Genomic DNA, 11391 nt, shown 5'->3' with positions numbered 1-11391 from the left:
CGCCGACCGCAGGGTCGGCGGCGTTGTTTTTGCAGCCGCTCGTCTCGGGGGCTCGTTCCGGAACTTGCCGGCTGGCCACGAGACCGATCCCGATAACGCCTCCGGCGTTGCCCTGCTGCTAATCATGGTTTGTCATGTAAGGCCGTCATCGTCGGTAGGCGGGCTCATTCGTCCTTCGAGGGTGCCGCGTGCGAGGCAAGCCGCGAGAGTGAACGCTTGAGCGGCGAATCGTCCAGCGCCGCGGCGCACTGCGAGATGGCTTCGGCGCCGGCGGGGGACAGTTGACGCACCTGGCGTGGTGCAATCTTCGTGGGACGAATGGGGCGTACCTTGAGCGAGAGCTTGAGCACGGCTTCGAATCCCTGCAGCTGTTGGAGCTGCTTCAGCAGGCGCGGCTGCTCGTAGCGAAGCCAAGTCAGCCACGCGGCGCGGTCGGTGATGACCGTTAACGTGCCCTCTCGATAACCTCCGACGAATAGATGCTCGGCCACGTCCGGGGGCACTTGCTGACGCAGATGGCGTTGCGCCGTCTCGATCAACGTGGCCATGCGCATGATGTTGCCGACACCACCGGGTCGATCGAGGAGTCGGGAAACGGGCTGGGCGCGAAAACGCTTAGCCTTTATACTCATCGGCTTGCACGCAGTGGGGAGTGACCCGCTAAACCTATCACGACGCGGAGTTCGTCGACAGCATGAGTTCGGCCCAATCGCAGCCCGGTCATCGCGGCGCCATCTGGCGTCCGAGACAGCGCGCCCACTGGTGGTTGGCCAGTGTGCTGGTCGGATGCCTGCTGCCCGCCGGATTGGTTCACGCCGAAGCGCTGCGTCTGGCCGAGCGCTTCACGCAAGTCTACCTGATGGCGCCGGAAGCGATCCGGGCCGAGTCTCGCCGCGCCGCTCGGGTGGCGGCGACCACGCCACGCCGACGGCTTTTCATCGGCTGGGCGCGCATCGTCTTTCGGTTGCCGCCGGCTCCTGCCTGGCTCCCCAATATCGCGTTGGACGCGATCTCCCGGCGCGGGCCACCAGTTCCTGCCTGATTCTCTTGTATCTCGATCACCGTCGGCAGGCGCGAGACGTCTAGCCGCGTCAGGAATCCAGCAGGACAATTTCTCATGTTGAACGTATTGGTACGCAAACTGGTCGGTTCGAAGAATGACCGTGACGTCAAGCGCATGCGCAAGCAGGTCGAGGCGATCAACGCGCTCGAGCCCGAATTCGAGGCGCTTGACGACGCCGCGTTGACCGCCAAGACGGAGGAGTTCCGTCAACGTCTGGCAAAGGGCGAGAAGCACGAAGCGCTGTTGCCCGAGGCTTTTGCCGTCGTTCGTGAGGCGAGCAAGCGCGTGCTGGGCATGCGCCACTTCGACGTGCAGTTGGTCGGCGGCATGTCCCTCCACGAAGGGCGTATCGCCGAGATGAAGACCGGCGAAGGGAAGACGCTGGTAGGTACGCTGGCCGTTTACTTCAATGCGCTGGTCGGCAAGGGCGTTCACGTGGTCACGGTCAACGACTACCTGGCCAGCCGTGATGCCAACTGGATGCGCCCACTCTACGAGTTCCTCGGTCTGAGTGTGGGCGTCATCGCCTCGGGGCAGCCCAATCCCGAGAAGCGCGAGGCGTATGCGTGCGATATCACCTACGGGACCAACAACGAGTACGGCTTCGACTACCTTCGCGACAACATGGCGTTCTCGCTTGCCGACAAGGTTCAGCGCCCGCTCTTTTTCGCCATTATCGACGAGGTGGACTCGATCCTGATCGACGAGGCGCGCACGCCGCTGATCATTTCGGGTCCGGTAGAAGAGAATGTCGAACTCTATCGAACGATCCTGACGCTCTCCAAGCAGCTCGAGCAGTGCAGCGACGAAGAAGATCCGGCGACCGGCGATTTCCTCGTCGACGAGAAGCAGAAGCAGGTGGAGCTGACGGAAGAGGGGCATCAGAAGGTCGAGCAGCTGATGCGCGAGGCCGGACTGATCCAGGGCGAGGATTCGCTCTACGCGGTGCAGAATCTCGGACTTCTCCAGCACATTCACTCGGCGCTGCGCGCACGCTGTCTCTATCAGCGCGATGTCGACTACATCGTTTCCGACGGCAATGTCGTCATCGTCGACGAGCATACCGGCCGCACCATGCCGGGTCGCCGCTGGTCCGAAGGGCTGCATCAGGCCGTCGAGGCCAAGGAGGGGGTCAACATTCAGCGCGAGAGTCAGACGCTGGCCTCGACGACCTTCCAGAACTACTTCCGTCTCTATGAGAAGCTGTCCGGCATGACCGGCACGGCGGATACCGAGGCCTTCGAGTTCAACCATATCTACGGCCTCGATGTGCTGGTGATTCCCACCAACCGTCCGTTGGCCCGCCAGGACCTCAACGATCTGGTCTACATGAGCGCGGAGGAGAAGTTCGAGGCGATCATCGAGGACGTCAAGACTCAGCGCGAGGCCGAACGCCCGGTGCTGGTGGGGACGGCGTCGATCGAAACCTCGGAATATCTCTCCAAGCTGATGCAAGTGCAGAAGATCCCGCACAACGTCCTCAACGCCAAGCAGCATGACAGCGAAGCCGAGATCATCGCTCAGGCCGGGCGCCCGGGTGCCGTGACCATTGCGACCAACATGGCCGGTCGCGGTACCGACATCATGCTGGGCGGCAGTTGGGAAACTGACGTCGCCAAGCTCAGCGAGCCGACCGAAGAGCAGATCGCTGAGGTCAAGGCCGAATGGAAGCAACGTCATGACGCCGTCCTCGAGGCTGGCGGCCTGCATGTCATCGGCTCCGAGCGCCACGAGTCACGACGTATCGATAACCAGCTGCGAGGGCGCGCCGGCCGTCAGGGCGACCCAGGCTCTACCCGTTTCTTCCTGTCGCTTGAAGACAACCTGATGCGTCTGTTCGGTTCCGACCGGGTACAGCGATTGATGGGTGCGCTGGGGCTCGAAAAGGGCGAGGCGATCGAGCACAAGATGGTCTCGAACGCCGTGGAGCGTGCGCAGAAGAAGGTCGAGGGCCGCAACTTCGATATCCGCAAGCAGCTGCTCGAGTACGACGACGTCGCCAACGACCAGCGCCGAGTGGTTTACGATCAGCGCGACGAGATCCTCACCGCCGAAGATCTGTCCGAGAACATCGTCGGTATCCGGGACGAAGTGCTCGAGCAGACGATCTCCGAGTACGTGCCGCCGCAGAGTCTCCCCGAGCAGTGGGAACTTGCCGGCCTGCAGGATCAGCTGAAGCAGGAATTCAATCTCGATCTGCCTCTGGTGCAATGGGCAGAAGAGGACCAGAGCTTCAACGAAGAGATGCTGCGCCAGCGGCTACTCGATCAGCATCGCGGTCAATACACCGCCAAGGTCGAGACGATCGGCGCCGAGACGATGCGTCGGTTCGAGAAGCAGGTCATGCTGCAGGTGCTCGATACCCGTTGGAAAGAGCATCTGCAGTCGATGGACCACCTGCGCCGGGGTATCCATCTTCGCGGCTATGCGCAGAAGAACCCGAAGCAGGAGTACAAGCGCGAGGCGTTCGAACTGTTCCAGTCCTTGCTCTACAACATCAAGCACGATGTGACGCGCATCTTGAGCCATGTCCAGGTGCGGCGGCAGGAAGAGGTCGATGATCTGGAACGACAGCGCCGCGAAGCGCTCGAGCGCGAGAAGGCTGCGAGCCAGTCCGTGCACGAGGAAGCGGTGGCTGCAGCCGAGCAGACGGCAGGCGCGATTGCCGGGGACGAGAGCGAGGAGGCCGATGACGAATCGCAGCCGGTGCGTCGCGAAGGTCCCAAGGTCGGTCGCAACGATCCCTGCCCCTGTGGTTCGGGCAAGAAGTACAAACAGTGCCACGGCAAACTGAACTGATGCGGCGGCTTTCACTTGAGCCGACCGAGAACCACATACCGCTACATCGTGGCGGCCGCGAGGAGAGTGTCGAATGGCTGTAGGGCCTGAGAATTTCCCCCTGATGCCGGCGATCGCCGGTGTCCGACTCGGCACTGCCAAGGCCGGTGTCAAGAAGCCGGGACGGCGCGATCTTGTCGTTATTGAAGTGCCGAATGGCGCGAGCGTTGCCGCGACCTTCACGCGTAATGCGTTCTGCGCCGCCCCGGTTCACGTCGCGCGGGATCATCTGGGCCAGACGGCGCCGCGTTATCTGCTGATCAATACCGGAAATGCCAATGCCGGCACCGGCGCGCGAGGCCGTCAAGACGCAGAGAGCTGCTGTACAGCACTTGCCGACCTTGCCGGTATCGACTCGCAGCAGGTAATGCCCTTCTCCACTGGTGTGATCGGCGAGCCATTACCGGTCGAGAAGATCGCCGCAGGCCTGCCCGAGGCGCTGGCGGCGCTAGCCGAAGATCAATGGGAAGCGGCCGCTGAAGGCATCATGACCACCGATACACGGATCAAGGGTGCGACGACGCAGGTCGAGCTCAGCGGTGGCGTTGTCACTATCAACGGCATCAGCAAAGGCTCCGGCATGATCCAGCCCAACATGGCGACGATGCTGGGCTTTGTCGCGTGTGACGCCGACATCGCGCCGGATACCCTGCAGCAATGGCTGCGAGAGGCGGTATCGGTGTCGTTCAACGCGATCACCGTGGATTCGGATACCTCGACCAATGATGCCTGCACGCTGATCGCGACTGGCAAGGGGCCGACAATCACCGCCGGGGAAGATGAACAACGTTTCCGGCATGCCCTGACTGGCGTGCTGACGGAGCTGGCGCAGGCGATCATTCGTGATGGCGAGGGGGCGACCAAATTCGTCACACTGCAGGTCGAGCAGGCAAGGACGGTCGAGGAGGCTCGCGCGGTGGCGTTTACCGTGGCTCATTCGCCGCTGGTGAAAACCGCGCTGTACGCATCGGACGCCAACTGGGGGCGCATTCTGGCCGCCGTCGGTCGCGCACCGGTCGACAGCCTGGACGTCGATCGCGTGGTGATCGATCTCGGTGAGGTTCGCCTGGTGGAGCAGGGCGGTCGTGCCGAAAGCTATACCGAAGAGGCGGGGGCTCGCGTCATGGCCCGGGAAGAGATCACCATTCGGATCGAGCTGGGTCGAGGCGATGCCAGTGCGACGGTCTGGACATCGGACCTGTCCCACGATTACGTATCGATCAACGCGGACTATCGTAGCTAGGTTCGCGAGTGTCCTGGCCGGCGTCGAGACAGAGCCGGTTCCAGCGGCCGCTCGGCACTTGAGCGACAGTGGAAAAGCAGAAATACGACGAGTCAGCTTCGATAAGATGATGAGACCTGTCGATGTCGTGGCCACTTCAACGTAGTCGGCTCATGGCAACCAGCACCTTTAACGCGTAAGCAGTACGAGAGACTTAGCGAGATGATCAAAAGACGGGTTCACGTAGCGGCAGCCGCCGTGATGCGCGAGGACGGGCGAGTGCTGATCGCCAGGCGACCGGCGACCGCCGATCAGGGCGGGCTCTGGGAGTTTCCCGGTGGCAAGCTCGCGCCTTACGAAACCGGGCTAGAGGCGCTGAAACGTGAGCTCATCGAGGAGCTCGGCATACAGCTGAAGCGCGCCCAACCGCTGATTCGCGTGCATCACGAATACGCCGACAAACATATCCTTCTGGATGTGTGGCAGGTGACAGCGTACGAAGGTGATCCTTACGGCCGAGAAGGTCAGCCGGTCCGTTGGGTCGAAGTCGATGACCTGCCGAACTACCCGTTCCCGGCCGCCAACTTACCAATCCTGCGGGCGGTTGCGCTACCGCAGGAGTATCTCATCACGGCGGAAGAAGCCGACGATACGCGCTTTCTGCAGCACCTAGAGCGGGCTCTCGAGAAGGATCGCATTCGCCTGGTTCAGCTGCGCGCCAAGGAGCTTGATGCTGACGCCTATCAAGCGCGGGCGGAGGCAGCGCTCGCGCTTTGCCGGCGCCACGGTGCCAAGTTGCTGCTCAATGCCGATCCGAGCTGGTTGGAACGTGTCGACGCCGACGGCATTCATCTGACCAGCGCGCGCTTGATGGCGTTGAAGCAGCGCCCCATTCCGGCCGCCAAGTGGCTGGGTGCTTCGACTCATGACGCGGCGCAGCTGACTCAGGCCGGAGATATTGACTGTGACTTCGTGACGCTGTCGCCCCTGGCGCCGACTCCCTCGCACCCGGACGCCGTGACGATCGGCTGGCATGACTTCCAGCAAATGGTGGAGACGGCGGCGATGCCCGTCTATGCATTGGGTGGCATGACCCGACATCACGCCAATCAGGCGCGTGGTGTAGGCGCGCAAGGCATCGCTTCCATTCGCGATTTCTGGCTTCACGACGTTTGAGCACCGCTTTCGCGATACGTTAATGTCGAGGCCCCAGAGGGGGAGATCGGGAATCCTGAATCAGGGTTCCCGATCGGCCGCCCGGTATTTCGCTTGGTTCCTGAATGACATCCTCACCGACCTTCTCACGGCGTTTCAAGTCGCCGACAATGCGTTCTCGACTGGCTTGTCCGTGGTGCTTCTCGCAACTTCCATTGGTGAGGCGGCCAGCTCCCTTGCGATGATGGCGCCGCCAGGGAAACGATGCTACTTCGGTGGTATAAGATCGAAGATATCGCTATTAATTAATACCGGGAATTATCAACAGAAAGTGATATGTGGTCGGTGATAAATTTTGTCAATTCGGGGTCAAGTTCATATTGACTGGCGGCAGGGAATAGAGAGTTTTATGACCGCCTGAGACATGCCTGGTAATCCTTCCAGCCAAATGGCGGCGGCGGGTTCGCCTGTAATGGAAAGCCCGCTTCGTTGAATGCCACGGGCAATCATCCACTCGAGATAAGGCACAATCCTTGATTCCTGATGGACGATTAAAGAAGCGATGAGTGTCGCCGGCTTATGGCGATAATCGAAGTGCGATGGAATGCGTAAATGATCTTCCGGATGCGCAATCAGGTAGCCGTATTCTACGCGCAGTCTTTCACGAGGCGTCGTCACCGGGTGATCCCGAAATAGTATGGCAGGGCGCGCATGCGCGTGTGCCTCTCGTGTCATTCGGCTGCGCTGACAGAAGTAGTGCCAGCCCTTCGCTACCTCCGGCAAGATCTCCGAACCATAGGCTCGCGTGACCAGGAAGGTCCGCGGCAATTCGTATCCGATGTTCACGGTGATGGAACTCGCAGGCTGGCGGCCGTCGCCTGACGCGTGCGCTCTACGATAGGCCGATGGTGACATGTGGTAGTGACCACAAAATGCGCGAGTGAATATGGCAGGGCTGCCGTGAGATGTCTGACTGGCAATGGCCGAGACTTTGTCACTCGTATAGCGAAGCAGCAGTGCCGCCTGCTCCAGCCTGCGCGTACTGCGGTACTTCGCCGGCGAGACGCCAAACTGTCGCTTGAAGACTCTTCTCAGATGGGCGGGTGAGTAGCCGATCGTCTTCGATAGTGCCTCGACGCTATGGTGAGTGTCGTCGTCGAACATGACTTCTGCCTTTCTGACATCCTCGGTTCTCATGGAGTTGTCCTGCGAATGATTTTCGTTTTATTGGGTGAATAAAATAATCATCTCGGCTATGACTTGCTGGTCTGCACGCCCGGTATGTTCGTTTATGTTAAGTGAAAAATTTCATTGAGCCTATCTTAAGATTACTTAATCGAAATATTGTTACTTCTGGATTCTTTAGGTAACTATAAAGGAACAATGCTGCCAATATTTTTCCCTTTTTCTTTTTCGAGCATAACGCCTGCCGATTTGGATCAAATGGATGTCGGTCGATTGTTTTAATGGATCTGGCTTTCTAACCTGCACGAGAAGTGAATCACCGGCTTCCCTGTATTGGTCTGCTCTTCCGAGCAGACCCTTTTTCTTCGACCGCCCTGTACAGGGATCCTCTAGTGCTAGCGCCGTTCAGTCGAACGCGCTCTGTCCACGGCATGTCCGTCATCTGACGGCAGGAGACGATATGAAGAAACTGGGGCTTGTCATCATGCTCGCCATGTGGAGTCTGCCGGCAGCGGCGCAGGAGTCCTCGACAGCTGGCGGTGTCACGGCGGGAAGCGCGGCGGGCGCGGGGACTGCGGCCGGTATTTCAGCTGCAACGGCGATAGGCGTCGGTTTTGCCGCGGCGGCAGTGACAGCGCTGGCAGTCACGGTGGGTAATGACGGGGATTCAGGCACGACAGGAACCACGGGTACCACGGGAACCACGGGAACGACCGGGACGCGTTAATCCGCTGGCGCTCGACTCTTGCCTGCCTCTGGACCTGGGGCTTCCACGCCTGGCTCGAGCGTCGCGACATCATGATCCAGTAGCACCATCGGTAAGCCGGCTGTTCGGACTAACGCGTCTTTCGATCGATCAGTCTGTCGATCATCGGGATTCGCGGCCTCGCGCGAGTGCGGCTTCGCTGTCGTCGAGACGCCACCCACGCCAGCGTGGCGCAAGCGAGGGCTGGGGCCGCCACGTCAAGCGTCGAGTCCACCGACCAGTGATGGAGAAGGCCGTAAAAATAGCCGACTCGAGCTGCCCCTCCGCCTGCGTATTCATGCTGTGCTATCTCCCGGCCCAGAAAAACGGCGACGATCAACGACCCTGATATCCATTTGCCCAGCAGCGGCCAGAGCAAACATTGCACGGCGAGACCGATCACGGCATGTTCCAGGTGGGTGGAATTCATCGGGTGCTCTCGATCGGGTTTACGGGATGGCGCTCGAGTGAAACCGCGTCCGGCAGTGAAACCGCGTTCGATTCAGGACGGGAGACTTGGATTAGCGTAGTGCGATGCGGCCTGTGGCCGGGCAGTTGCCGCGCAATATCGGTATTTACCCGTAAAATATTCATACGGCAGCTGGCAGCCTGCAGCGCATTCCGCTTTCGCGACACGATCAGGATCAGGCTTCATGCCGTTTCGGGTAAGAATCCATCGGTTCCGCACCGCGGTAGCGGCTGATTGAGCCAAGTCGGAGGCAAAAATGAAGCAGATCGAGGGAATTTGTCATTGCAGTGGCGTGCGGTGGTGCTTTACCGGCGAATTGACCCAGGCAACGGTCTGCAACTGCACGATCTGTCGCCGCTATGGGGCAATCTGGGGTTATGGTCTAGAGAGAGTGAACATCACGGTCACGGGCGAAACCCGTACCTACCGTCGCGGGACGGATCTCGCTTTCCACTTCTGCGGCCGTTGTGGCTGCGTCACTCATTGGCGTGCGGAATCGGTAATGGCCGGAGGAACACGTCGAATCGGTGTCAACTTGCGATTGGCAGAGCCTCGGGATGTCGCCGGTCTCCAAGTGGAGCGGTTGGATGGATTGGAAACCATGCTAGCTCTGTCTGACGAAAGTCATTGTGTTGGAGACTATGTCAGTTGATGTTGACACGCCCGCAGCCAGTTTTTGTAAGACATGGCTTACAGCGTGTCGCGCAAACTCACCAATTTTCTTCAACAGCGATTCCAGTTATTCTCACGTCTCGTTGTAGATCCTTGGTTCCCCGACTCTGTTCGGGGATTTTTTTTGAAAGATATCGTTGTTTAAATAACCGCTCGGTTAAATATTTATATCACTCTGGGTATGAGTCGTGTCCCTCTGTTTTGCCTCGTTACCTGGCTGACCGGTCTTTAATTCCAACCTTGGCGACGCGACAAGGTCTTGCCGCTTACGACTGGTCGCTAGTGCCCAGCGAGCATTAAATTTTTAATGCCTAATTATTAGACAATGCTTATGAGATCATATAGCGTCTAGTTTCAAGGATGGAAGTGGGATATCGGTAAGGGACTACGAGCCAAGGATCTGCGCTTGACGCAACCTTTCAGCAAGGTGGGCAATCGCTGATTGAAAGCCCGGGCGCTGCGGAAAGTGCCCGGGCTTTCTCTAATTCTTTGGCAGTCATTTTTTGACAGCCACCTCGAATCATCGTCACTGGCTTGCATGGCAATAACGTCGTCGAGCGGAAGCCAGTTTGGCTGCAAATATCGGGCGGGGCGGGACTTCATGACATCTGGAGCGGGTGAAGGGAATCGAACCCTCGTCTTAAGCTTGGGAAGCTTCTGCTCTACCATTGAGCTACACCCGCGAAGGGGTTTCAATAGTAAATCCAATTGGTTAGGCTTTTCAAGCTGTCTCACGACTCCGGCAGGTTTTGCTTCGTAAGCCACTGATCTGCCGCTTTCTCAGATGATTTGTGAGACAGCCAAATGGGTCATTTCACCGGTCTGATGGTGCGTTTTTTCCGACGATAGTGCTGGCGGGTGATACTCACACTGGTGTGATCCAGCAGCTCCTGTGCGCGGTACTCATCCTCAGCATCAGATCCGACCTTGCCGCGGAGATCGTGGCGGGTGAATCCTTGCTCGAGTTCTGTCTGTTCTATGGCTCTCGCCATCGATCGTCGCCAGCTTTTGTCCCAGGGTTTCGAGTGACCAGCTTCGCTCACGTGGCATCGGCCGTCTCGATTCGGAATGAGGTAGAGCGAGGGGGCGGGCTTGCAGGCCTGGGCTTCCTCGATTGCTGCACGCAACGCTGGCGTCAGCTCGAATACCACGTTTCGGCCGTTCTTGCTGACGTGCACGGTAAGTGTCTCCGGCCCCACATGGGCATCCATCAGCCGCAGGCAGTCGCCCTTGCGGATCCCGGTCAACATGACAATCGCGGCGAACGCGAGTTGCTGGCGGGAGGCAACCGTTTTCCACGCGGCGAGTTCCCAGTCTTCGACGTAGCGCTGCTCGCCGGGTGACAGGCCGTCGCGCTTCCCGTAGGGCCTCACAGCGCCGCGGAGAGGGTGGCGAGCAAACACGCCCCAGCGGATCCCCGCATCGAGCACCTGGTTCAGCACCTTGAGGTCGGTATTCGCGACCTGCATGCCTTTCTTCTTCGAGAGTGCATCCATGTAGCGGTAGGTCGCGCGGGGCGTAATCGACGCCACTGGATTGTGCCCGAGTCCGGCACGCAGGCGTCTGAGTGCCACCGCGTAGCCATCCTGGGTGCTCTGGCTACGGTTGGAGAGCACCTCAGTCTGGTAGCGATCGATCAGGCTGCTCAATTTGTCGCTCAGCTCGAGCTCCTGAATGTCGGCGAAACGCCGCAGCGCTTCCGCGTAGGTCTTGCCGAGGCGATACCAGCTCTTGTCATCGAAGAGCTCGCGTTCGTGGTCGCGCGGACGGTAGTAGTACGCGCCATGCTTATGGGCCCAGCGCTTCGGCATGTCCTTCATGAGTTGAGAAATTCCATATCAATCGTTGCCTCCTGCGCGCCTGCGTCATTCGCGGCCTCGCCACCCAGCACTTTCATCGCGGCGCTGCGCAGCACTACCGGCCAGCCGGACGCGTTGACGCAGTAGGGGATCCCCATTGCGTCGAGATGCATGCGTTGATGGGCCCGCCGATCGGTTCCCGTGAGCTCCTTCAGCTCGTCACGCGATAACATCAGTGCCATC

General features: G+C 59.6%; 10 protein-coding genes and 1 tRNA gene. 6 read left to right on the top strand and 5 right to left on the bottom strand.

Annotation, left to right across the window (positions count from 1 at the left end; all coding sequences use genetic code 11):
• Nucleotides 1-164 precede the first annotated feature (164 nt).
• On the bottom strand, nt 165-632 hold the full coding sequence (locus IE125_RS16360) for a DUF721 domain-containing protein (RefSeq protein ID WP_189445741.1): 468 nt from the start codon (nt 630-632) through the stop codon (nt 165-167).
• A gap of 62 nt (nt 633-694) precedes the next feature.
• On the opposite strand from IE125_RS16360, the gene IE125_RS16355 reads away from it, so the two are divergent.
• The 4 genes from IE125_RS16355 (at nt 695) to IE125_RS16340 (ending at nt 6299) form a co-directional block, all read left to right on the top strand.
• A complete protein-coding gene (locus IE125_RS16355; protein ID WP_189445740.1) occupies nt 695-1042 on the top strand; it encodes a hypothetical protein in 348 nt (115 codons plus the stop codon).
• 75 nt (nt 1043-1117) lie between these two features.
• Nucleotides 1118-3862, top strand: coding sequence for a preprotein translocase subunit SecA (gene secA, locus IE125_RS16350; protein ID WP_189445739.1), 2745 nt, complete (start codon nt 1118-1120; stop codon nt 3860-3862).
• Nucleotides 3863-3935: 73 nt separating this feature from the next.
• A complete protein-coding gene (argJ, locus tag IE125_RS16345; RefSeq protein WP_189445738.1) occupies nt 3936-5144 on the top strand; it encodes a bifunctional glutamate N-acetyltransferase/amino-acid acetyltransferase ArgJ in 1209 nt (402 codons plus the stop codon).
• Nucleotides 5145-5345: 201 nt separating this feature from the next.
• Entirely contained in the window at nt 5346-6299 is a 954-nt protein-coding gene (locus IE125_RS16340) for a Nudix family hydrolase (RefSeq protein ID WP_189445737.1), read from the top strand.
• Nucleotides 6300-6653: 354 nt separating this feature from the next.
• On the opposite strand, the gene IE125_RS16335 is transcribed toward IE125_RS16340, so the two are convergent.
• Nucleotides 6654-7475 (bottom strand): helix-turn-helix transcriptional regulator, encoded by an 822-nt coding sequence (locus IE125_RS16335; RefSeq protein WP_189445736.1) that lies wholly within the window; start codon nt 7473-7475, stop codon nt 6654-6656.
• Between the two features lie 448 nt (nt 7476-7923).
• Between IE125_RS16335 and IE125_RS16330 the strand changes: the two genes are divergently transcribed.
• Nucleotides 7924-8190: a hypothetical protein gene (locus IE125_RS16330; protein WP_189445735.1), complete on the top strand. Its 267-nt coding sequence runs from the start codon at nt 7924-7926 to the stop codon at nt 8188-8190.
• Nucleotides 8191-8933: 743 nt separating this feature from the next.
• A complete protein-coding gene (locus IE125_RS19495; RefSeq protein WP_189445734.1) occupies nt 8934-9329 on the top strand; it encodes a GFA family protein in 396 nt (131 codons plus the stop codon).
• Between the two features lie 629 nt (nt 9330-9958).
• Here IE125_RS19495 and IE125_RS16320 read toward each other — a convergent pair.
• From IE125_RS16320 to IE125_RS16310, 3 genes are all read right to left on the bottom strand, one after another.
• Nucleotides 9959-10032: transfer RNA gene (locus tag IE125_RS16320), tRNA-Gly, on the bottom strand.
• A gap of 126 nt (nt 10033-10158) precedes the next feature.
• Complete coding sequence (locus tag IE125_RS16315; RefSeq protein WP_189445733.1) at nt 10159-11169, bottom strand: site-specific integrase; 1011 nt, start codon at nt 11167-11169, stop codon at nt 10159-10161.
• Nucleotides 11166-11390, bottom strand: a complete 225-nt coding sequence (locus tag IE125_RS16310; RefSeq protein ID WP_189445732.1) for a DUF4224 domain-containing protein — start codon at nt 11388-11390, stop codon at nt 11166-11168. Before IE125_RS16310 ends, IE125_RS16315 begins: the two co-directional genes overlap by 4 nt.
• Nucleotide 11391: the final 1 nt, after the last annotated feature.

Origin of the sequence: Salinicola rhizosphaerae, from assembly GCF_014652715.1 — a bacterium.
Taxonomy (GTDB): domain Bacteria; phylum Pseudomonadota; class Gammaproteobacteria; order Pseudomonadales; family Halomonadaceae; genus Salinicola; species Salinicola rhizosphaerae.
The sequence above is the reverse complement of the archived record's forward strand: the minus strand, read 5'-3'. Positions and strand labels throughout refer to the sequence as shown.

Excerpts from the sequence above, each read along its gene's own strand:
- IE125_RS16360 (WP_189445741.1), bottom strand. The coding sequence starts at position 632 with ATGAGTATAAAGGCTAAGCGTTTTCGCGCCCAGCCCGTTTCCCGACTC.
- IE125_RS16355 (WP_189445740.1), top strand. The coding sequence starts at position 695 with ATGAGTTCGGCCCAATCGCAGCCCGGTCATCGCGGCGCCATCTGGCGT.
- secA (WP_189445739.1), top strand. The coding sequence starts at position 1,118 with ATGTTGAACGTATTGGTACGCAAACTGGTCGGTTCGAAGAATGACCGT.
- argJ (WP_189445738.1), top strand. The coding sequence starts at position 3,936 with ATGGCTGTAGGGCCTGAGAATTTCCCCCTGATGCCGGCGATCGCCGGT.
- IE125_RS16340 (WP_189445737.1), top strand. The coding sequence starts at position 5,346 with ATGATCAAAAGACGGGTTCACGTAGCGGCAGCCGCCGTGATGCGCGAG.
- IE125_RS16335 (WP_189445736.1), bottom strand. The coding sequence starts at position 7,475 with ATGAGAACCGAGGATGTCAGAAAGGCAGAAGTCATGTTCGACGACGAC.
- IE125_RS16330 (WP_189445735.1), top strand. The coding sequence starts at position 7,924 with ATGAAGAAACTGGGGCTTGTCATCATGCTCGCCATGTGGAGTCTGCCG.
- IE125_RS19495 (WP_189445734.1), top strand. The coding sequence starts at position 8,934 with ATGAAGCAGATCGAGGGAATTTGTCATTGCAGTGGCGTGCGGTGGTGC.
- IE125_RS16315 (WP_189445733.1), bottom strand. The coding sequence starts at position 11,169 with ATGAAGGACATGCCGAAGCGCTGGGCCCATAAGCATGGCGCGTACTAC.
- IE125_RS16310 (WP_189445732.1), bottom strand. The coding sequence starts at position 11,390 with ATGGCACTGATGTTATCGCGTGACGAGCTGAAGGAGCTCACGGGAACC.